Origin of the sequence: Pseudarthrobacter oxydans, assembly GCF_030812335.1 — a bacterium.
Lineage (GTDB): Bacteria > Actinomycetota > Actinomycetes > Actinomycetales > Micrococcaceae > Arthrobacter > Arthrobacter oxydans_B.
Genome location: NZ_JAUSSN010000013.1, coordinates 16,707 through 37,794 on the forward strand (window position 1 = coordinate 16,707; position 21,088 = coordinate 37,794).

General features: G+C 67.6%; 23 protein-coding genes. 5 read left to right on the forward strand and 18 right to left on the reverse strand.

What is annotated here, in order from left to right; genetic code table 11:
• The first annotated feature begins 106 nt into the window (after window positions 1-106).
• Complete coding sequence (locus J2W14_RS18665) at window positions 107-1,375, forward strand: PrsW family intramembrane metalloprotease (RefSeq protein ID WP_307465311.1); 1,269 nt, start codon at window positions 107-109, stop codon at window positions 1,373-1,375.
• Between the two features lie 7 nt (window positions 1,376-1,382).
• On the opposite strand, the gene J2W14_RS18670 is transcribed toward J2W14_RS18665, so the two are convergent.
• The 16 genes from J2W14_RS18670 to J2W14_RS18745 all read right to left on the reverse strand — a co-directional run bounded on the left by J2W14_RS18670 (window position 1,383) and on the right by J2W14_RS18745 (window position 16,859).
• Window positions 1,383-2,363, reverse strand: a complete 981-nt coding sequence (locus J2W14_RS18670; RefSeq protein WP_307465312.1) for a serine hydrolase domain-containing protein — start codon at window positions 2,361-2,363, stop codon at window positions 1,383-1,385.
• A gap of 116 nt (window positions 2,364-2,479) precedes the next feature.
• A complete protein-coding gene (nusB, locus tag J2W14_RS18675) occupies window positions 2,480-2,890 on the reverse strand; it encodes a transcription antitermination factor NusB (protein ID WP_069951903.1) in 411 nt (136 codons plus the stop codon).
• A complete protein-coding gene (gene efp / locus J2W14_RS18680; RefSeq protein WP_056429593.1) occupies window positions 2,890-3,453 on the reverse strand; it encodes an elongation factor P in 564 nt (187 codons plus the stop codon). The genes nusB and efp overlap by 1 nt, the downstream gene beginning before the upstream one ends.
• A 181-nt stretch (window positions 3,454-3,634) precedes the next feature.
• On the reverse strand, window positions 3,635-4,153 hold the full coding sequence (locus J2W14_RS18685; protein WP_307465315.1) for a tetratricopeptide repeat protein: 519 nt from the start codon (window positions 4,151-4,153) through the stop codon (window positions 3,635-3,637).
• Entirely contained in the window at window positions 4,153-5,244 is a 1,092-nt protein-coding gene (gene aroB / locus J2W14_RS18690) for a 3-dehydroquinate synthase (protein WP_282383432.1), read from the reverse strand. Before aroB ends, J2W14_RS18685 begins: the two co-directional genes overlap by 1 nt.
• Window positions 5,241-5,846, reverse strand: coding sequence for a shikimate kinase (locus J2W14_RS18695; RefSeq protein WP_370871351.1), 606 nt, complete (start codon window positions 5,844-5,846; stop codon window positions 5,241-5,243). Before J2W14_RS18695 ends, aroB begins: the two co-directional genes overlap by 4 nt.
• Entirely contained in the window at window positions 5,846-7,045 is a 1,200-nt protein-coding gene (aroC, locus tag J2W14_RS18700) for a chorismate synthase (protein ID WP_307465319.1), read from the reverse strand. Before aroC ends, J2W14_RS18695 begins: the two co-directional genes overlap by 1 nt.
• Before the next feature lie 26 nt (window positions 7,046-7,071).
• Complete coding sequence (locus tag J2W14_RS18705; protein WP_307465321.1) at window positions 7,072-7,989, reverse strand: shikimate dehydrogenase family protein; 918 nt, start codon at window positions 7,987-7,989, stop codon at window positions 7,072-7,074.
• Window positions 7,986-9,746, reverse strand: a complete 1,761-nt coding sequence (gene mltG / locus J2W14_RS18710; RefSeq protein WP_307465322.1) for an endolytic transglycosylase MltG — start codon at window positions 9,744-9,746, stop codon at window positions 7,986-7,988. Before mltG ends, J2W14_RS18705 begins: the two co-directional genes overlap by 4 nt.
• Complete coding sequence (gene ruvX, locus J2W14_RS18715; RefSeq protein WP_307465323.1) at window positions 9,727-10,341, reverse strand: Holliday junction resolvase RuvX; 615 nt, start codon at window positions 10,339-10,341, stop codon at window positions 9,727-9,729. Before ruvX ends, mltG begins: the two co-directional genes overlap by 20 nt.
• A 10-nt stretch (window positions 10,342-10,351) precedes the next feature.
• Window positions 10,352-13,030, reverse strand: coding sequence for an alanine--tRNA ligase (gene alaS, locus J2W14_RS18720; protein WP_307465324.1), 2,679 nt, complete (start codon window positions 13,028-13,030; stop codon window positions 10,352-10,354).
• A 158-nt stretch (window positions 13,031-13,188) separates the two neighbouring features.
• A complete protein-coding gene (locus J2W14_RS18725) occupies window positions 13,189-13,455 on the reverse strand; it encodes a DUF6167 family protein (RefSeq protein WP_307465325.1) in 267 nt (88 codons plus the stop codon).
• Window positions 13,456-13,475: 20 nt separating this feature from the next.
• On the reverse strand, window positions 13,476-13,850 hold the full coding sequence (locus J2W14_RS18730; RefSeq protein ID WP_307465327.1) for a DUF948 domain-containing protein: 375 nt from the start codon (window positions 13,848-13,850) through the stop codon (window positions 13,476-13,478).
• 145 nt (window positions 13,851-13,995) lie between these two features.
• The gene (gene rpsD, locus J2W14_RS18735; protein ID WP_282383458.1) at window positions 13,996-14,622 is read right to left on the reverse strand and encodes a 30S ribosomal protein S4; all 627 of its coding nucleotides are present in this window, start codon (window positions 14,620-14,622) and stop codon (window positions 13,996-13,998) included.
• 206 nt (window positions 14,623-14,828) lie between these two features.
• Window positions 14,829-15,227, reverse strand: coding sequence for a cupin (locus J2W14_RS18740; RefSeq protein ID WP_307465329.1), 399 nt, complete (start codon window positions 15,225-15,227; stop codon window positions 14,829-14,831).
• Window positions 15,228-15,437: 210 nt separating this feature from the next.
• Entirely contained in the window at window positions 15,438-16,859 is a 1,422-nt protein-coding gene (locus J2W14_RS18745; protein ID WP_307465330.1) for a replication-associated recombination protein A, read from the reverse strand.
• 60 nt (window positions 16,860-16,919) lie between these two features.
• Here J2W14_RS18745 and J2W14_RS18750 point away from each other — a divergent pair, with 60 nt between their 5' ends.
• The 3 genes from J2W14_RS18750 to J2W14_RS18760 all read left to right on the forward strand — a co-directional run bounded on the left by J2W14_RS18750 (window position 16,920) and on the right by J2W14_RS18760 (window position 18,724).
• Complete coding sequence (locus J2W14_RS18750; RefSeq protein ID WP_307465332.1) at window positions 16,920-17,567, forward strand: acVLRF1 family peptidyl-tRNA hydrolase; 648 nt, start codon at window positions 16,920-16,922, stop codon at window positions 17,565-17,567.
• An 85-nt stretch (window positions 17,568-17,652) separates the two neighbouring features.
• Window positions 17,653-18,420, forward strand: a complete 768-nt coding sequence (locus J2W14_RS18755; RefSeq protein ID WP_370871357.1) for a ZIP family metal transporter — start codon at window positions 17,653-17,655, stop codon at window positions 18,418-18,420.
• Between the two features lie 118 nt (window positions 18,421-18,538).
• Window positions 18,539-18,724: a CsbD family protein gene (locus J2W14_RS18760; protein ID WP_307465336.1), complete on the forward strand. Its 186-nt coding sequence runs from the start codon at window positions 18,539-18,541 to the stop codon at window positions 18,722-18,724.
• Between the two features lie 66 nt (window positions 18,725-18,790).
• Here the strand turns inward: J2W14_RS18760 and J2W14_RS18765 are convergent, their stop codons facing one another.
• On the reverse strand, window positions 18,791-19,390 hold the full coding sequence (locus tag J2W14_RS18765) for a hypothetical protein (RefSeq protein WP_307465338.1): 600 nt from the start codon (window positions 19,388-19,390) through the stop codon (window positions 18,791-18,793).
• Between the two features lie 219 nt (window positions 19,391-19,609).
• On the opposite strand from J2W14_RS18765, the gene J2W14_RS18770 reads away from it, so the two are divergent.
• Window positions 19,610-20,353: a phosphotransferase gene (locus J2W14_RS18770; RefSeq protein ID WP_307465340.1), complete on the forward strand. Its 744-nt coding sequence runs from the start codon at window positions 19,610-19,612 to the stop codon at window positions 20,351-20,353.
• Window positions 20,354-20,371: 18 nt separating this feature from the next.
• Here J2W14_RS18770 and J2W14_RS18775 read toward each other — a convergent pair whose 3' ends face one another.
• On the reverse strand, window positions 20,372-21,088 hold the full coding sequence (locus J2W14_RS18775) for an ASCH domain-containing protein (RefSeq protein ID WP_307465342.1): 717 nt from the start codon (window positions 21,086-21,088) through the stop codon (window positions 20,372-20,374).

Consider the following 21,088-nt stretch of genomic DNA (forward strand, 5'->3'; position numbering starts at 1 on the left):
ACGGAATTAAAAAAGGATTATTTGCGTTCCCAAATTACCACAGCGGGACTGGCGCCCCGGCGCCGCCGGCATGCGTTTCAGCTCACACGGACATAGGCTCGGGTGTATGACGACGAACGATCCGCGGCGGGGTCCTGACCACCTCGGCTACTCCCCCGGCGGCCAGCGCCCGCTTCCGCAGCAGGCCAACCCGACGTGGCTGGGGCATGTCCGGCCCGAGGACTACCAGCAGGCACCGCCGAACAACCGCGGCCGGGTCGAGCCGGTTCTCCCGCCCGCGCTGCCTCCGGTCCGGGGCGGCCGCCGCTCTGCCGGCGTGGTGGGTCTTCTGCTGGCGGGCGGGTTCCTGGCGTTCATCAGCCTGTTCCTGGTCCTGCCGTTCCTGCTGGGCAGCACCGGCATTTCCGGCTTCGTCATCGGCTTTATCGCCTCGCTGATTCCGCTGGGGACCGTGCTGCTGACGGTGCGCTTCATCGACCGCTGGGAGCCGGAGCCGAAGCCGCTGCTGCTGTTCGCCTTTGTCTGGGGAGCCGTGGTCTCGATTGCGGTGACGATGCTGATCCAGCCCTATTTCTCGCTCGTGGCGGGGCCGGCCTCGGGCCTGGACTACACGACGTTCGCCGTGACGGTCCAGGCGCCGGTGGTGGAGGAATTCGCCAAGTCCCTGGGGCTGCTGTTGCTGCTGATCTTCGCCCGGAAACACTTCGACGGACCGGTCGACGGCGTGGTGTTTGCGTTCACGATCGCGGCCGGCTTCGCGTTCACCGAGAACATCCTCTACTTCGGCCGCGCGATCGCCGCGTCCAGCGACCCCGGCACGGACCTCGCGGTGGTGTTCTTCCTGCGCGGCGTCATGTCGCCGTTCGCCCACGCCATTTTCACCGGAACCACCGGCCTGATCATGGGCTTCGCGGCGCGCCGCTGGCACAACGGGCTGTCCGTGCTCGCGTTCGCGGTCGGACTCGTTCCCGCGATGCTGCTGCACAGCGCCTGGAACAGCATGGGCGAGAACTTCCTGGCCCAGTACGTGCTGGTGCAGGTGCCGATCTTCCTGCTGGCGGTCCTGGTCATCGTGCTGCTGCGGGTCGCGGAGCGCCGGCTCACCCGCCAGCGGCTCAAGGAGTACGCGGCGGCGGGCTGGTTCACCGCAGCCGAGGTGGAGATGCTGGCCACCCCCGGCGGGCGGCGCTCCGCCCTGCGCTGGGCCAAATCCGTCGGCCGGGGCCCGCAGATGACGGCGCTGCTCCGGGCCGCCACCCAGCTTGCCTTCACCCGGCAGAGGATCCTCAGCGGCCGGGACGTGCCGGCGCACCAGCTCGATGAGCGGCACCAGCTTGCCGAGATCACTAAGCTCCGGGCCGCCGTCCTTCGTTAGGCGCGTTTCAGCGTGCGGCCAGGTCCCGCAGCAGCTCGAATCCCTGGCGGTCAACGGCTGCTGCCGTCGCCGAGAGCAGCACCACTGCGGCGTTTGCCTCCCGGTCGAGGCCGATCCAGCTGCTGAACCCGCCCGTGCCGCCATTGTGCCAGGTGATCCGGCGGCCCCTGGTGTCGGTGGTGAGCCAGGCAGCGCCGATGCGGACCGCCGGGCCGGCGAAGTCCGCCACCGGGTCGAGCGCGGAGCGGCCCGGGGCGGAGCCGTCCAGGAGCGCCCGGGTCAGCCGGGCGAGGTCCTGGATGGACGCCCGGATGCCACCGGCCGGGGCCAGGGCCTCGCCGGTCCAGGGCTGCCGGGGACGGCCCCGCCGGCTGCTGCCGATCAGGGCAGCGGGGCCCAGTTCGCCGGGGGTGGCGGGCAGGTACAGCGAGGCAAGGGCCAGCGGCCCGCAGAGCCGTGCCGTCACAAGGTCCCGGTAGCTCATCCCGGCACCGGCCGCGATCGCGTGGCCGAGGAGTTCGAACCCGAGATTGGAATACCGCGGCCGTGGTGGCCTCAGCCGGACCGCCCTGGCCTGCGCGAGCAGTTCCGCCAGGCTCTCTCCGTACGGGTTCTGCCCGCGCAGGAAAAGTGACGCCGTCCGCCGCAGCGGGGCCGCGGTTCCGGGCATCCGCGGCGGGAGCCGCGGCAGCCCCGAGGCATGCCGGCTCAGGGCGCCCAGGCTGGCGCCGGCCGCCGCGCAGTCTCCCAGCGGGAGCAGCTCCCCGAGCGGCGTGGCCGGGGATATTTCGCCCCGCCGGCACGCGTCGGCATACAGCAGGCCGGTGATCCCCTTGGAGATCGAGCCGATCTCGAAATCGGAGCCCCGGGCGACTCCGCTGATCGCGAAGGTTGTCTGTCCACCGGCGATGGCGGCCGCGGCAAACCTCGGATGCCTGGATCCCAGCCGGGTCCGGAGTGTTGCCTCGAGCGCGGCGTCAGTGTCCACCCGGCCACGATATCCGGCTGATCAGCGCTGTGAAAGCCCTGAACGGGGACAGCAAGAACCCCGCCCGGGGTGCCCGGGCGGGGTTCTTGGCGGAGCGTGCCTAATTGCCTTACTACTCAGGCGAGCAGCGAAGGTTTCAGCTGCTGCAGCCGGCCCAGCAGGCCGTTGATGAACGACGGCGACTCGTCCGTGGAGAGGGTCTTGGCCAGTGCCACGGCCTCGCTCACGGCAACGCCGTCGGGAACGTCGTCGTTGTAGAGCAGCTCCCAGGTGCCGATCCGCAGGATGATGCGGTCCACCGAGGGCATCCGCTCCAGGGTCCAGCCCTGCGAATAGGTTTCCAGGAATTCGTCGATCGCGCTCTGGTGGGAGACCACGCCTTCAACGATTTCAAGGGTGTACGGGTTGACGATCTGGTCCGTCTGCTCCCGGCGGGATTTCAGTACATCAAACGCCGAAACGGAACGCTGTTCCGCCTCGAAGAGAACATCCAGGGCCCGGTTACGGGCCTTACCGCGTGCACTCACTAGTCGTTGACCCGCCCGAGGTAGCTGCCGTCGCGGGTGTCGACCTTGACCTTGGTGTTGTTCTCAACGAACAGCGGCACCTGGATCTCGTAGCCGGTTTCGAGGGTGGCGGGCTTGGTGCCGGCCGAGGAGCGGTCGCCCTGCAGGCCCGGCTCCGTGTAGGTGATCTCGAGCACGACGCTCGGGGGCAGTTCGATGTAGAGCGGGTTGCCTTCGTGGATGGCGATGTTCACCATCTGGTTCTCCAGCATGAAGTTGGTGGCGTCACCGACCGTTGCGCCGGGAACCGTGAGCTGGTCGAAGTCGGTCGTGTCCATGAACACGAAGTCCGCGCCGTCCTGGTACAGGTACTGGTAGTCGCGGCGGTCAACCGTGGCGGTCTCGATCTTGAGTCCGGCGTTGAAGGTCTTGTCGACGACCTTGCCGGACATCACGTTACGCATCTTGGTGCGCACGAACGCGCCGCCTTTGCCGGGCTTGACGTGCTGGAACTCAATGATGTTCCAGAGCTGGCCCTCAAGCTTCAGCACGGTTCCGTTCTTGATGTCGTTAGTGGTTGCCACTGTATCCTCTGGTTTCGTTTTTTGGCTGCTGCTAGCCGCCAGCCGGTTATGCCAGGCAAGCATGCCGAATGGCCCGCCAGCGCGTATTTATCAAAAATCCAAGATCCATTCTACCGGTTCTGCGGGTCCGCTGCCGGACGCTCCCCTGCGGGACCTTCGCGGAGGTCCCGGCTGCGCCGCCTCAGGACGTGCGGTCCAGCTCATCCCGGGCGCGCTGGACCGCCACGGTGGACGCGTAAATCAGGGCTGCGTCGGCGGACCCCGCCACCCGAAGGTCCAGCGCCTGGGTGAAGGACTCGACGGCGGCGGCGATGTTGCCGCTGGCGAAGTAGGACCGTCCGAGGTGCTCGCGGATGACCGCCTCGTCCGGCGTGCCGCGGGTCTCTGCGAGAAGCTGCCGGAACAGTTCCACGGCCCGGTCCAGCCGGTTGGAGACCCGCAGGACGTCCGCTTCGAAGATGCGCAGGCGCAGGGAGGAGGGGTCGGTGTACCGGGCCTCGGCGAGCAGTTCGGCGGCGTCGGCGGGATGGCCTTTGACGAGGAGCACGAAGATCCGGTCGCCGGGGTCCGTCGAGGCTGCCAGCGCTTCGGCGACCGCGTCCTCGTTGACGATCTGCGGGACGAGGCTGTCGGGATTGATCCTGATCCCGGGGAACCCGGCATCCGGCCATTCGCTGGTGCCGCCGGGGAGGAATCCCATCAGGAGGCGATCTCCTGGTACGCGGCGAACAGCAGGGAGGTGTCCGGGACGTCGAGGATGCCCGGGCGGGCCACGCCGTCGAGCACCACGAAGCGCAGCAGGTCGCCGCGGGACTTTTTGTCCCGCCGCATGCCGTCGAGCAGCGCCTGCCAGCGGTCGCGCCGGTAGGTGATGGGCAGCCCCAGGCTTTCCAGGATGCTGCGGTGCCGGTCGGCGTCGGCGTCGCTGAGGCGGCCGACGCTGCGGGCCAGCTCCGCGGCGAACATCATGCCGACGGAGACGGCGGCGCCGTGGCGCCAGGAGTAGCGCTCGACCAGTTCGATCGCGTGGCCCAGGGTGTGGCCATAGTTGAGGATTTCGCGCTGGCCGGTTTCCTTGAGGTCGTCCGAGACCACCCTGGCCTTCACCGTGATGGCGCGTTCGATGAGTTCCCGTACGGCGTCCGAGCGGGGGTCGGAGACGGCGGCCGGATCCTTTTCGATCAGCTCGAGGATGGCCGGGTCCGCGATGAAGCCGCACTTGATGACCTCGGCCATGCCGGAGATCATCTCGTTCTTGGGCAGGGTGTCCAGGGTGTCGAGGTCCGCTAGGACACCGGCCGGCGGGTGGAAGGCCCCGACGAGGTTTTTGCCTTCGGCGGTGTTGATGCCGGTCTTGCCGCCCACGGAGGCGTCCACCATGCCGAGCAGGCTGGTGGGCATGTGGATGACCTTGACGCCGCGCAGCCAGGTCGCTGCCACGAATCCTGCCAGGTCGGTCACGGCTCCGCCGCCGACGGCGACGACGGCGTCCGAGCGGGTGAAGTCATTCTGTCCCAGCACCTGCCAGCAAAACGAGGCCACCTCGATGTGCTTGCCCTCTTCGGCGTCGGGGATCTCGGCGGTCAGCGCCGTGAAGCCGGCCGAAGCGAGTTCTTCCCTGACGGTGTCGCCGGTGAGGCGCAGCGCCCGCGGGTGGATGACCAGGACACGCTTGACCCGCTCCCCCAGCAGCCCGGGCAGGCTGGCCAGCAGGCCGCGGCCCACAACGACGTCGTAGTTCTCCCCGGGCGTCTGCCCGGTGACCTTGATGACGGTTGATTCGGTGATCACTTTTCAACTTCCTTTGTCGCCGCTGGCGTGGATACGGCCGCGGTTCCCGCAGCCTCATACCCGCGCAGCGCAGTTTCAAGCCGGTGTGCGATGTCCGGAACGGACCCGTTCCGCACATCGATGACCAGGTCGGCCAGCCGCTCGTAGACCGGCCGCCGGGTGGCGAACAGGGACTTCCATCGTTCCATGGCGTCTCCGGCCAGCAGCGGCCGGCCGGAATTCCTACTGATGCGTTCCGCCACGGTATCCGCATCACATTCGAGGTAGACCACGGTGCAGCGCTCCAGCAGCTGCTGGGTGCCGGAGTCCAGCACGGCGCCGCCGCCCAGTGAGATGACCGTACTGCTGCCCCGCGCGTCCTCGATGGCGCGGGCGACAGCCCTGGCTTCAAGCTCACGGAAGGCGTGCTCACCGCGGCTGGCGAAGATTTCCGCGATGGATCCGTGGCTGGCCACCACCACGACGTCGGTGTCCACGAACCGGGCGCCCAGCTGCTGGGCAAGCTGCTGTCCGATGGCCGATTTTCCGACTGCCATCGGCCCGATCAGCGCAATGGGCCGGGCAGCCGCCGGGGCCGGTACGGCCGGTAGTTCGGCGGACACTAGTGGCCGATCGAGTCCAGGGACGCCGGAATGTTGTCCAGATAACCCTTGATGTTGCGCGCGGTTTCCTGCACGGAATCGCCGCCGAACTTTTCCGTGACAGCCTCGGCCAGCACCAGCGCCACCATGGCCTCGGCGACAACCCCGGCTGCGGGGACCGCACAGACATCGGAGCGCTGGTGGTGTGCCTTGGCGGCCTCGCCGGTGCTGACGTCGACGGTCCTGAGGGCGCGCGGCACGGTGGCGATGGGCTTCATCGCCGCCCGGACGCGGAGCACGTCGCCGATGCTCATGCCGCCTTCGATCCCGCCGGCGCGGTTGGACGTGCGGATGATCCGGCCGTCGGCGTCCTTGACGATCTCGTCGTGGGCGGCGGAGCCGCGGCGGGAGGCGGTGAGGAAGCCGTCGCCGACCTCGACGCCCTTGATGGCCTGGATGCCCATCAGGGCAGCCGCCAGCCGCGAGTCGAGGCGGCGGTCCCAGTGGACGTAGCTGCCCAGTCCCGGCGGCAGTCCGTAGGCGAGGACCTCAACGACACCGCCGAGGGTTTCGCCTTCCTTGTGCGCGATGTCGACCTCAGCGACCATGGCGTCGGAGGTTTCGCGGTCGAAGCAGCGCAGCGGGTCGGCGTCGAGGGCCAGGACGTTGCCCGGGACCGGCAGCGGCCGGCCTTCGGGGACCGAAGTGGTGGCGATCGCTACCGTGTGGGAGACGAGTTCGATGCCGAGCTGCCTGAGGAACGCGGAGGCGACGGTGCCGAGGGCGACGCGGGTGGCCGTTTCGCGGGCGCTGGCGCGCTCCAGCACGGGACGTGCCTCGTCGAAGCCGTATTTCTGCATGCCGGTGAAGTCGGCGTGGCCGGGCCGGGGGCGGGTCAGCGGGGCGTTGCGGGCCTGGTCGGCGAGGATCTCGGGGTCCACGGGGTCGGCAGACATGATCTGCTCCCACTTGGGCCATTCGGTGTTGCCGACCTGGATGGCGACGGGGCCGCCCTGGGTGATGCCGTGGCGGACGCCGCCGAGGATCGTGACCACATCCTGCTCGAACTTCATCCGCGCGCCGCGGCCGTAGCCGAGCCGGCGGCGGGCCAGCGAATCGGCGATCTGGGCGCTGGTGAGTTCCACACCGGCGGGCACGCCTTCGATAATTCCGACCAGTGCCGGGCCATGGGATTCACCGGCAGTCAACCAACGCAACATAAAATCCATCCTGCCATGTAAGGCGGTTAGAACACCCGTCGGGGTGCCCCGACTGCGTCACACATCACATCTATGACTTCAGCCGGAACAGCCGCGCCCAGGCCGGTGAAGTGGCGGACCTGCTCCACGGCCTGGTAGATGAGCATCTCGAGTCCGGGGACAACGATGCCGCCGGCTTCCTGCCAGGCGGAGGCGATCCGGCTGGGCCAGGGATCGTAGGCGACGTCCAGCAGCACGCCGGGCCTGACTCCGGCGGTTTCCGGCCCGCCTGCGCGCTGCGCGAAGAGCTGCGCGAGTTCCTCCGCGAGCGGGTCCGCGGCCCGGGGCGGCAGCGTGGAGATGACGACGTCGGCCCCGGCGACGGCGGCAGCAGCCCCGGCCAGGGGAAGGACCCGGAGGGGAAGGCCGATCGCGGCAGCGGCGGCCCGCGCCTCCGCCGCGCGGGTGACATCGCGGACGAAGATGTCGGCGTCCGGCGCGCCCAGTTCCTTCAGCGCGGCGATCGCAGCGGCAGAGGTGCCGCCACCACCCAGCACGACGGCGGTGGGCGCGGACCCGGCCCCGGCATGGCGGAGCGCGTTGACGATTCCCGCGACGTCGGTGTTGTAGCCGACCAGGCGGGTGGCGCCGGCGCTGTCTCCCGGTTCCGGACGCTCGAACGCGACCGTGTTCACAACACCGAGTTCGCGGGCAACGCCGCGCACCTCATCCACCTCGCGGACCATGCCGGACTTCAGCGGCATGGTGACCGACAGCCCGCGCCAGCCCTCCCCCTGCCGCACGTCTTCCCGGACCCGGGCCATAAAGGCCGGCAGCGCGTCCTCGGTCACGTCAATCGCCGAATAGTCCAGCGCCACGCCCAGATGGGCGTACGCGGCCCGGTGCAGCGCCGGCGACTTGGAGTGGCTGATCGGGTGCCCGAGCACGGCGGCCCGGAGCGTCATACGCAGCGTCCGGGATTGTCCTCACACCAGGCGTTGTACCGGGCCACGTAGGTGTTGTGCTCCGCCAGCGTCTTGGAGAACAGGGTCTCCTTGGTGTCCAGGTTGATCGTCACCCAGTAGAGGTAGTCGTTGGTTTTGGGCTTGGCGGCCGCGTCAATCGCGGTCTTGCCCGGTGAGCCAATGGGTCCGACGGGCAGGCCCTGGTTGGCGTAGGTGTTGTACGGGTTGGACTTGTCGGCCTTTTGTTCCTCGTCGATGTGGAAGCTCTTGATGCCGAGCCCGTACGTCACCGTGGCGTCGGACTGGATGAGCCCGTTCGTCTCGAGGTTGTCCGGCTTGAGGCGGTTGTAGATCGCGCCCGCCACATCGCCGTACTCCGCCTGGCCGCCCTCGGCCTGCACGATGCTCGCGACCGTGACGACGTCGTACTGCTTCGCGGGATCCGTGACGCCCTGGGAGGTGAGCTCGTCCAGGGTGGTGGTCACCAGCTTCTGCAGCACGTCCTTGGCCGGAGTGCCGAGCGGGAACCGGTACTCGCCGGGAGCGAGGAAGCCTTCCAGGTTCGCGGCTTTGGCGGGCACGCCGAACTGGGTGGGCGAGTCACTGAGCTCCTTGAGCTGGGCGACCGGCACACCGGTGCCCGCGGATATGGCCTCAAGCGATTCGCCGATTCTGAGCCCGGCGCTCAGCGCGAAGTACATGACCTTGTCCTGGTCCTTGTTCAGCAGTACGGCCACGGCGTCGGAATTCTTCATTTCGTTGCGCATGGTGAAGTCCCCGGGGGCCAATGCCCCGCCGGAGGCAACGAATTCCCGCAGGAACGTGTCGGCGTCCGCCACCACCTTCTTGTCCTCGAGCTCGGTTGCCACGGACCTCGGCCCGGCGCCCGGCGGCACGGTGATAGTGACCTCACCGGTGCCGGGACCCGGGTAGTCGGCCGCCGTGTCCCCGCCGAGGAGGGGCTTGAGGAACTGCGCGCCGACGGCGACGGCCACAATGAAGACCGACAGGGTCAGCAGCAGCGCAAGGAAGCGCCGCCGGCGGCGGACCTTCTTGGACGGGCCCTTGGACGTAGGGATGGCGGCACCTCCGGCCAACACAACATGGCCGTCTTCCTCGTGATATTCAGCAGGGTGACCTTCGACGCCGTCGGAGAGATAGCGGGCGTCGTCGGGATGGACGGTGTGGCCGTCGTGAACCTCGGTGTCGTGATGAGGTTCGTGATAAGTGTCGTGGCCCGGCGGGACATCGGCGTAGTGCACGGCATCCTCACCGGCAACACCGCCGGCGTACGCGTGAACGGGTTCGTGGCGTTCGGGTTCGTCGTGGACGGATCCGTGGTGCGCGGCTTCTTCGTGCAGGGCTTCTGCGTGCAGGGCTTCTGCGTGCAGGGCTTCTGCGTGCAGGGCTTCATCGTGCCCTGGTTCCTGGTGCACGGGCGCCGCGGGGGCAGGCTCTTCATGCACGGTCGGGGCTGCCGCGGGCCGGTCCGGCGTACCGGCGGCCTGGATCGGCGGCGTCTGGACGGCATTATCAGCGGTGTCTTGAGCGTCGCCGGCGTCGCGTCCGGAACCGTGCCCGGGGCCGGGCGCGGCAGACGGGACGTCCTCGCCGGTCTCGAAAGCCTGCGGCGGGATTACGTCCTGGCCCTCGGTCCCCTGGACCTTCTGTTGGGCCCTGAGCTCTTTACGGGTCAGCGGTCGGCCGGCGTCGCCGAAAACTTCACCGGAGGAGTCGTCACTGTTGACCGGGCTCACTGTAGCCTTCCATTTTAGGCAGAATGCGTTGGGCAGAATGCGTGTCTACTGCCGGACCGGCCTGAGCGCCATCCCCGGTCGGCCCCGGCGTGGACTCCGCGTAAACGCGGACTCCGACCTCCGTCCCCCTGGCCTTTTGCATATCAATTGCATGTTGCAGGATACCTGCCGCTGCAACCTGATCAACTACTTTACGGTGATTTCGGCTGCTCATGCCAGCTTCGTGCAGGCTCCGGTGGGCCGACACGGTGCTCAGGCGCTCGTCAACCAGCCGGACCGGAATGTCGGACCCGCACTCCCCCAGTTTACCGGCCAGTAGTTTTGCATAGTCCGTGGCCATCCGGGCCGAGGCGTGTTCCTCGCCCTTCATCGTCCGCGGCAGGCCGACAATAATCTCCACGGCGCCGAGTTCCGCGGCCAGGGCGGCGAGGATCCGCACGTCGGTGTTCTTTTTCGCGTTCCGTTCCAGGGTGCGCAGGGGGGTGGCCAGGATGCCGTCACGGTCGCAGACGGCCACGCCGACCCTGACGGTGCCGACGTCCACGCCGAGCTTGACGCCCTGGGGATAGTCGCCGGGCACGGCAGTTTCGGTCACGGGTCGTCCTTTATCGCCGGGTAATGGCGTCCACGACGGCCGCGAGTGCGACGCCGACCTTGCTGGCGTCCGTGCCGCCGCCCTGGGCGACGTCGTCCTTGCCGCCACCGCCGCCGCCGAGGATGCCGGCGGCGAGGCGCACCAGGGCGCCCGCCTTGACGCCGGCTGCCCGGGCAGCTTCGTTGGTGGCGATCAGGATCACGGGCCGGTCATTGCTGACGCCGGCGACGGCGACGGCGGCCGGCTCGGAGCCGAGACGGGTCCGCAGGTCCAGGGCCAGGCCGCGGAGGTCATCCGCGCCGCTGACCTGGCCGGCGTCGTGCGCGATGACTTTGATGCCGGCGGCGTCCTTGGCGGTGCCCACGAGCTGCGCGGCTGCGGCCGTGAGCTGCTCCTTGCGCAGGCGTTCGAGTTCCTTCTCGGCGGTCTTGAGCTTGGTCAGCGTGGTGGCGATCCGGTCCGCGAGCAGACCGGAGGGAACCTTGAGCATTTCGGTGAGTTCGGTCACCAGGGCGCGTTCGGCGGCGAGGTGCCGGAAGGCGTCCATGCCGACGAAGGCCTCGACCCGGCGGTTTCCCGATCCGACGGACTGTTCCCCGAGCAGGGAGAGGCTGCCGATCAGCGAGGTGTTTTCGACGTGCGTGCCGCCGCAGAGCTCACGGGACCAGGCGCCGTCGATCTCCACGACGCGGACTTCGTTGCCGTAGTTCTCGCCGAAGAGTGCCATGGCGCCGAGGGCCTTGGCCTCGGCGAGGCCCATGATCTTGGTCTCCACCCGGTAGTTGTTGCGGATGGCGATGTTGGAGACTTCTTCGATTTCCGAGCGGGTGGCCGGGCTCAGGCCTTCACCCCAGGCGAAGTCGAAGCGCAGGTAGCCGGCCTTGTTGAAGGAGCCGCGCTGCAGCGCTTCCGGGCCGAGGATCTGGTGCAGGGCCGCGTGCACGATGTGGGTGCCGGTGTGGGCCTGTTCGGCGGCGTGCCGGCGTTCCCGGTCCACGGCGGCCTGGACGAGGGAGTCGGCGCCGATTTCGCCTTCCCGGACGATGGCCTTGTGCACGCTCAGGCCCTTGATGGGGCGCTGGACGTCCAGGACCTCGACGACGAAGCCGTCGCCGGTGATCAGTCCGGTGTCCGCGGCCTGGCCGCCGGCCTCGGCGTAGAACGGGGTCTCGGCCAGGACGAGTTCGATCTCGTCGCCCGTGGAGGCCTGGGATACCTTGCGGCCGGAGGCGAGGATGCCGCGGACCTTGGACTCGCCCGTGAGCTCGGTGTAGCCGGTGAAGACGGTCTCGCCGGCGGACAGCAGCTCCTGGAAGGCGCTGAGATCCGCGTGGGAGCCCTTCTTGCCCTTGGCGTCGGCCTGGGCGCGCTGGCGCTGTTCGAGCATGAGCTTGCGGAACTCGGGTTCGTCGACCTTCAGTCCGGCCTCTTCGGCCATTTCGAGGGTGAGGTCGATCGGGAAGCCGTAGGTGTCATGCAGGGCGAAGGCGTCGGCGCCGGAGAGCGGCCGGCCGGCGGCCTGGGACTCCTTGACGGCGTCCTCGAGGCGGGCCGTGCCGGAGGCGATGGTGCGCAGAAACGCCTTCTCCTCGGCGTACGCGATCCGGCTGATCCGGTCGAAGTCCGTCTCCACGATCGGGTAGACGCCCTTCATGGCGTCCCGGGAGGCCGGCAGCAGTTCCGGCAGGCAGGCCTTTTCGACGCCGAGCAGGCGCATGGAGCGCACGGCGCGGCGGATCAGGCGGCGCAGCACGTAGCCGCGGCCCTCGTTGGAGGGGGTGACGCCGTCGGCGATCAGCATGAGGGAGGAACGGATGTGGTCGGCGACGACGCGCATCCGGACGTCGTCGGTGTGGTGCGGGTCCTGGGCGGACTCGGCCGAGGTGTATTCCCGGCCGGAGAGCGCCGCGGCCCGGTCAATGACGGGGCGGACCTGGTCGGTCTCGTACATGTTCTCGACGTCCTGGAGAATCATCGCGAGACGTTCCATGCCCAGGCCGGTGTCGATGTTCTTCTTGGGCAGTTCGCCCGTGATGTCGAAGTCCACCTTCGAGCGGACGTTGTCGATCTGGTACTGCATGAAGACGAGGTTCCAGATTTCCACGTAGCGGTTCTCGTCCGCGATCGGGCCGCCCTCGACGCCGTACGCGGGGCCGCGGTCGTAGTAGATCTCGGAGCAGGGGCCGGCCGGGCCGGGCTGGCCGGTGGACCAGTAGTTGTCCGCCTTGCCCATCCGCTGGATCCGCTCGGAGGGCATTCCGGTGTTTTTGAGCCAGAGCTGCTCGGCCTCGTCGTCCTCTTCGTACACGGTGACCCAGAGGCGCTCCGGCGGCAGGCCGTAGCCGCCGTCGTCAACGCCCGTTGTAAGCAGTTCCCACGCGAACTTGATGGCGTCTTCCTTGAAGTAATCGCCGAAGGAGAAGTTGCCGCACATCTGGAAGAAGGTGCCGTGGCGGGCGGTCTTGCCGACTTCCTCGATGTCGCCGGTCCGGATGCACTTCTGCACGCTGGTGGCGCGTTTGAAGGGGGCTTCCTCCCGGGCGGTCAGGTATGGGATGAAGGGGACCATGCCGGCGACCGTAAACAGCAGGGAAGGGTCGCTGGAGACCAGGGACGCGGAGGGAACCGCCGTGTGGCCCTTGCTGACAAAAAAGTCGATCCAGCGCTTGGTGATCTCCTGCGACTTCATGAGCTGATTACATACCCTTCAATATTCACTGCGTCTGTTGTTGCGTCTGCGGTTGCGTCTGCGGTTGCGCCTGTGGTCCTCGGGAACGGTCTGGTCCCGGCCTTCGGCCGTGGCGGCGGCCCTCGTGCGGGAGCCGCCCTCCTTCAATTCTCTCCCGGCTAGCGCCGGACTGCATCCCGGCCGGCAGTGCCGTGGCCGATGGCCTTTTCCAGGCCGGCGTCGATGCCGAGGGCGGAGCGGAGTTCGGTCTCGCGCTCGTTCATGCCTTCGCGGACGGCGTCGGCGAAGTCGTACAGGCCGTCGGCGAGCCGGCCCACGGCCCGGTTGAGGCCCTCAGGGCCCAGGTTGGACTGCGCCTCGGTGATCTTGCGGAACGCGATGACGCCGATGGCGACGCCGATTCCCATCCAGATGATTCTGTTCATGTCAGGTTCTCCAGCTGGGATTAGCGGCTGCGGCGGCCGGTAGCGGGCTTTTTACGGGCAGAGAAGGCCGTCCGCACGCCGTAGCTGAAGGAAGCGACCTTGATCAGCGGCGAACCCACGGTGGCGGCCATGAGCGAGGACAGCGCCGAGATGTTGGCAGACGCGTCGGAGACGTTGTTCGCGATCCCGTCGACCTTCTTCAGCTGCTCGTTGGTCGTGGAGACGGTCGCTGTGACTTCGTCCATGAGCGGGGTCGCGCCGTCGCTGATCGAACGGATCGAGGTCCGCACTTCGTCGAACACTCCCCCGAGCTTCAAAATCGGCACGGCAAGCAGCAGGACCAGCAGTGCAAACACCCCGGCCGCGATCAGGCCGGCAATATCGCCACCAGTCATAGTCGTTCATCTCCTTGTTGCGTTGTGTGCCTGCGGGCGCCTCCGGCTGACACAGCCGGCAACCGCAGAAGTCCCCCAAGTACCTTACATACAAAGAAGCCCGCGGCGCGTGCCACGGGCTTCTTTGTAAGGTGTCGCGTTGGATCTAGCGTGCGTAGAATTCCACGACGAGCTGCTCTTCGCAGGTCACGGGGACCTCGGAGCGCTTGGGGCGACGAACCAGGCGTGCCTGCAGGGCGTCAAGCTTGACGTCCAGGTAGGCCGGAACGATCGGCAGGACGTCGCGGTGGGCGCCGGCTGCTGCGACCTGGAACGGAGGCATGGTTTCGCTGCGGCTGTGAACGTGGACCAGCTGGCCCTCAGAGACGCGGAACGACGGGCGGTCAACGCGGATGCCGTCGACCAGGATGTGGCGGTGGACAACCAGCTGGCGGGCCTGGGCGATGGTGCGGGCGAAGCCGGCACGCAGCACGAGGGCGTCGAGACGCATTTCGAGCAGTTCGATCAGGTTTTCGCCGGTCAGGCCCTTGGTGCGGCGTGCTTCTTCGAAGGCACGGGTCATCTGGGCTTCGCGGATGCCGTACTGGGCGCGCAGACGCTGCTTTTCGCGCAGACGTACGGCGTAGTCGGAGTCCTGCTTCTTGCGGGCACGGCCATGCTCACCGGGGCCGTACGGGCGGCGCTCCATGTACTTGGCGGCCTTGGGGGTCAGAGCAATGCCGAGGGCACGCGAAAGGCGTGCGGTACGGCGAGCACGAGTGTTGTTAGCCACTTGTGTCCTTCCAATATCTGCGGTGTGTCAGTGTTACTGGCCTCCACGATGGAGAGCATCGGCCAACCGCTGCCTTTTGCTACTGGGCACAGGGCAAACCCATCAGATGAGCATCGCAACAGCGTGCAATGCTGAAATCAAGTGGATTGTGCGTCCGTGCCTTGCCAGACAACGAACAACCCTACCATGTCGGGGCCGGCGGACGGTCAGGTCCTGACGTGCATGCCCCGCCCGCCGCGACGCCCGAACGATGCCGCCCCCAGGAATTCGACGGCCACGAACGGGGCGGAGCCGGCCACCCATTCGTCATGGCCGGGCGGAATAGCGTAGGTATCATTGGCGCGGATCGTTGAGCGCAGCCCGTCGGAGGATTCCACTTCCATCTCCCCCGAGATGCAGAACCCCAGATGGTGGTGTTCGCAGAGCTCGGTCTGTTCAGAGGGTCGGATGGACTGGGACCACCGCCAGCCCGGGCCGAGGATCAGACGCGCCACGGAGTAGTCGTTCACAGTGACGAGATCGAATTCGGCGTTGTCCGGGCACCGTTTCTTGTCCGGCAGATCAAAGGACTTAACGGCCAGGGCGGTGACGAAATTGACGGGCATGGGAGGCACGACCTTGTGACTTGGGCAACGAAGCCTTGCATGTAGACAGACTATTGACGAGCCGGCCGCCAACCTGGGTCCGGGAAGCGAAGAGCCGGCAATATGTGCTGCTGTCCCCACCAGGCACGCACTGCAGCAGGTCCTTGCTGACTTAAGTCCACGTTAGACCTCGAGGCCGCGAAGTCAACGTCCACTTTCCCGGCCCGCCGGTCATTTGCCCCGGATGATCCTGCGCAGCCGCTCCAGCCGGGTGGAGATGTCCCGTTCGGCGCCGTTGGCGGTCGGCTCGTAGTAGTTGCGCCCCACGAGGTCGTCCGGCGGATACTGCTGCGTGGCCACCGAGTGCGGCGCGTCATGGGCGTACTTGTAGCCCTGCCCGTGGCCCAGCTGCTTGGATCCCGGGTAGTGGGCGTCGCGCAGGTGGGCGGGGATGCCGTTGCCCAGCCCGGCGCGGACGTCGGCGATGGCCTGGTTGATCCCCATGTAGGCGGCGTTGGATTTGGGTGCGGTGGCGAGGTGGACGACGGCCTCGGCCAGGATGATGCGGCCCTCGGGCATGCCGATCAGCTGGACGGCCTGGGCGGCGGCGACGGCGGTCTGCAGCGCCGTCGGGTCAGCCATTCCCACGTCCTCGGCCGCGGAGATGACAATGCGGCGGGCCACGAATTTCGGGTCCTCCCCCGCTTCGAGCATCCGGGCGAGGTAGTGCAGGGCGGCGTCGACGTCGGATCCCCGGATGGACTTGATGAAGGCACTGGCGACGTCGTAGTGCTGGTCGCCGGCGCGGTCATAACGCACGGACGCGACGTCGAGGGCACGCTCCGTGTGCTTGAGTTCGATCTTCATCGGAGCTTCCCCGGCCGCGTCGTCCGCGTCCCCGAAGGCGACGCCGGCCGCCGCTTCGAGCGCGGTCAGCGCCCGGCGGGCGTCCCCGCCGGAGAGCCGGACGAGGTGCGCCAGGGCGTCGTCGCTGAGTTCGACCTTGCCGCCGAGCCCGCGGGCGTCGGCGGCGGCCCGCAGCAGCAGGCCCTCGACGTCGGCGTCGGTGAGCGGTTTGAGGGTCAGCAGCAGGGACCGGGAGAGCAGCGGGGAGACGACGGAGAAGGAGGGGTTTTCGGTGGTCGCGGCAACGAGGACCACCCAGCGGTTCTCGACGCCGGGCAGCAGCGCGTCCTGCTGGGCTTTGTTGAAGCGGTGGATCTCGTCCAGGAACAGCACGGTGGTGGTCTTGAAGAGGTCGCGGGCGGTGAGGGCTTCGTCCATAACGCGGCGGACGTCCTTGACGCCGGCGGTGATGGCGGAGAGCTCGACGAATTTCCGTCCGGGGCCCTTGGCGATGACGTGGGCGAGCGTGGTTTTGCCGGTGCCGGGAGGCCCCCAGAGAATCAGCGAACTGGGACCTGCGGGGCCGGTGGCGTCCGTGCCGGCGGCGAGCTGGCGCAGCGGCGAGCCCTGTCCGAGGAGGTGCTGCTGTCCGACGACGTCATCGAGGGTCCGCGGCCGCATCCGGACGGCGAGCGGGCTACGCGGCGAGGAGATGCCGGCGGCGGGCCCTCGGTCGGCCGTGCCGTCGTCGTCGCCGTCGTCGTCGATTGCGGCGCTGTCCCGTCCTGCGCCAAAGAGATCATCCACATAGATAGGCTACTTCTAGTTCCCGCCCGCCCCGACACCCTCACAACGGAGACCCGCGCCATGACAACCACCGAGACCCGTGTGGCGTTCGTCTCCGGCGCCCGGCTGCCGGGCTGGGTGGAGCGCTTCGCCGCGAGCCACGGCACCCTCAGCGGGGAGGAGCTCGACGGCGGGCTGCAGCTGAGCGCCGCGGACGGGGCCGTGGCCCTGCTGCAGGCGCCGTGGCCGGTGGACGGCCGTCCGGGGCGCGGCAGCGACGCCGTCGCCCGCCTCGCCTCCCTGGCGTCCCAGCCGCGGAGCATCGGGGCCGTGCTGGTCCGGCGCGGGGGGTATTCCGTGGCGGTGGTCAGCGGCGGGGCGGTCCTCGCGTCCAAGACCGGCACCCGGCATGTCCAGTCCCGGACGGCGGCCGGAGGCTGGTCCCAGCAGCGCTTTGCCCGGCGGCGGGCGAACCAGGCCGATGCCCTGGTGGAGGCCGTGGCGGACCATGCCGCCCGGATCTTCGCGGATCACCGGATCGAGTACCTGGCGCCCGGCGGCGACCGGACCCTGACCGACCAGGTCCTCGCCGAACCGGTGCTGAAGCAGTACGCCGCCCGGCCGAGGCTCGCGTTCCTGGACGTCCCGGACCCGCGCGCCGCAGTGATGAAGAAGGCCGCGGCTGACCTGTGCGCGGTGCGCATTTTGGTGACGGATCCGCCGGCGTAAGCCGGCGGAATGACAGAAGACAGCTCTCGTTGTCTCAGAGCGTGACTCCTATACTGACCGTGTGGAAACGGCACTGCTTTTCGGTATGGTGGCTTCCAGCGCCCTGATCGCGGGAGCTTTCGTGGGAGTCCGTTTTGAGTTGCCCAAGCGGTTCCTCGCAATGCTCCTGTCCTTCGCTGCCGGGGCACTGATAACGGCCTTAACGTTCGAGCTGTTCGAGGACGCTTACGAACGTGGCGGCATTGTGCGGGCCGCACTCGGGCTGCTGGCAGGTGCTTTGGTATTCACCATCTTGAGCGCGATTCTGGACCGGTGGGCGCAGCCCGGGTCCGACCCGACTCCCGCTGACGAGTTTCGGGGAAGCGCGAAGCTCGATACCGATGCCGCCGCTGCTGAAAAGGCGCCGAGCAAGGTGTCCACCCGTGGTGCCGCCGGAATGGCCCTGCTGGCCGCGGTGACACTCGACGGTGTGCCGGAAAACGTGGCCCTGGGCGTCGCCTTGGGCGAGGGTACCGGCGGCCTGGCCCTTTTGGCCGCGATCTTCGTCTCCAATCTTCCGGAGGCACTCGTGGGTGCCGCTTCGATGCGCAGCCAGGGCCGGTCCTCAGGGGCCATCATGGGTCTGTGGACTATCTGCGCAGTGCTTCTGGTCGCCGCCGTCGTGCTGGGCGCCGGACCTCTGTCGGGGGCGGATCCCAAAACGGTTTCCCTGCCGCTGGCCTTCGCGGCGGGGGCAGTCATCGCCTCTCTGGCGGACACTCTGATGCCTGAAGCCTTCGAGCACGGCGGCCCTGCCGTCGCCATGAGCACGGCTGCGGGCTTCGTCCTCTCCTACGTGCTCTCACTCGGGTGACGCGCGGAATCTCGAAGCACAGCTATTTAGTCAGCCTACTTATCGTTTAGCGGAATTGGGGATAAAATAATGTCACCAGCCGCCAGACGCCGGCGGTCCGACTGTAGGGAGAAACGCTATGGGAGTGGATGACAAACTCGGCAACGCCGCCCAAAAGCTTGCGGGCAAAGGCAAGGAAGCCGCCGGTAAGGCCTCAGGGGACGAAAGTTTGAAGGCTGAGGGCAGGAGTGACCAGGCTGCGGCCGACGTCAAGCAGGCCGGCGAAAAGGTCAAGGACGCGTTCAAGGACGCATCCAAGGACTAGCCGGAAGACAAAGAAAAGGTGCGGCTCCCCCGGCGGGAGCTGCACCTTTTTGAGTCCTTCCCGATCTCAAGTGCGCCGGTCGTCCAGCTCATTGGGAAGCACTACGTCGGCCGGGATGTCGCTCGATCCGCGCACGATGACGCGCGGCGAGCCCAGGAAGGGACCCTGCAGCCACATCGGCACCCTCGCGATCCAGCCTAGGATCCAGAAGCTCGCGGTGGCGAGGGCCATCAGGGCGATGCCGCCCCACAGCGCCCACGGAGTCCAGGTCCGGCCGAGCAACTCCTGGCCAAGCTCAGTGCCGCCAGCGACCGCGGCCACCATGCCCACGATGAGGAAGAAGCCGATGAATCCGCCTCCGGCCCGGATCGCCTCGCCGCCGAGAACGGCTGCCAGCAGGAGAGGGATCACGAGTCCGCCGATGATCAGCGCGCCGGCCGCAATACCGAGCGCATCGCCTGCCTCGCCGTCGACATTGTCACTGAGCGGTCCCATGATGAACCCCGCTGCGATCGACACCAGCATGAAGCTGATGAGGACGGTGGTGGCCGTTTTGATGAAGCGGTCGCTGAACCGGAACGTTCCGTCCGGCCGACGGTCCGGCGCGGGTGCCGCCTGTCGCGTCGGCGCCCACGACTCCGGCTGCGTTGCTGAATTTCTCTTCACAAGTTCGCTCCCTCTGCAACGATTCACCGATTACTCGATCAAATGGATAATTCGAGCATACGGCGTCAAAGGTGAACCAACCCGCCGGAGGCCCCTACAAGCGACCAGACAGGCGGACAACCTACCGGAGCCGGACGAGGCGCACAGTCAGATCCGGCCCGATAGCCGACGCCCACCATCGGCCGTCCCTGACTGCGGGTTGCGTATTAGATTGGTCCGATGACGGATGAAGAGGTTCTCGCCGGCGGCAACTCGACCCTTGTCACGAGAGTAGGCCAGACCGTGCGGCGGACGACTGGGCCGTGGACGCCCGCCGTTCATGCGTTTCTCGACGCCGTCCGGGCCGAGGGTGTCAACGAGGTCCCCGAGCCCCTCGGCCTGGACGAACATGGGCGGGAGGTCCTCAGCTTCATTCCGGGCGAGGCTGCGCACTACCCGCTGCCGCAGTGGGTCTGGGCCGGGTCGATCCTGCACGACGCAGGGGCTTTGCTGCGCCGTATCCACGACGCCAGCGTTGGCCTTGCCCGGGCGGACCTCAGGTGGCAATTGCCGACCCACCACCCGGCGGAAGTCGTGTGCCATAACGACACCGCGCCGTACAACATGGTTTTCCGGGACGGACGGCTGGCGGCCTTGATCGACTTTGATGCTGCCTCGCCGGGACCAAGAGTTTGGGACTTCGCCTACTTGGCTTACCGGCTGGTTCCCTTGGGCGAAAACGGCGGGGACACAGCCCCCGGCGCCGACGCGAGGCACTCCCGGCTTGATGACTTGATCAGGGCCTACGGCTTTCCCTTTGAGCACCGCAATGTCTATGAGACCCTCGTGGCCCGGCTGAACGAACTGGCCGAATTCACGGACAGGCGCGCTGCGGTCACGGGCCGAACGGACTTCCTGGACCATTCCGCCATGTACCGTCGCGATCGCGACGCAATTTCCGCGTTCGTCACCCAGGTTCGGTAGCCGGCACAGCCAGGATGCCTAGCTGGAAGGCCCCTGCAGATGGAAGCGCGCTACCGTCACCAGCGCGGTGTCGGCAATGTGAGCGTAGTGGCGTCTCAGTCCCTTGAGCAGGGCTTCCAGTGATGAGGCCCCTTCAAGCTCCGCGTGCTCCGGTGTCAGCGCGTCGAATCGGACCTCCTCAACCTCGTCAATCACTCCGTACAGACGGCGGTATCCATCGTTGTCTTCGAAGATGAAGAGTGCAGGTCCTGTTTCAACGGGATCGCGATACCTGGTGGTTGCTGTCTTCAGTCCGGATCGGATGGGCTCAAAGTAGGCGCTGTTGAAGCGGACGAACCGTTCGGCTGCGGCCCCGGGGTAGCGGTAGGTGAACGGCAACAGTTCGTGGATTGGTCTGCAGTCCGCCCCGTCCGACGTGGGCACGACGACGAAACAGTCCGGGTGAAGATCCAGGAGGGTCTGCCGGCAGCGTCCGCAGGGCGGAAGGACACCCCTGTCGTCGCTGCCGACCGCCACCATGGTTGTCAGTGGCCCGGCACCGGCCGTGGCCGCTGCCCCGAGAACGACAAGTTCGGCGCACCGGCCACCGGTGAAGTGGTAGACGTTTGTGCCGGTGAAGATTCGTCCTTCCGTGTCCATGGCGGCGGCTGCGACAGTGTGGTTCGGGTTGGCACCGATCCGACCTACAAGTTCGTTTGCAGCGTCGAGCACACGCTGTTCGTTGGCATACAACAC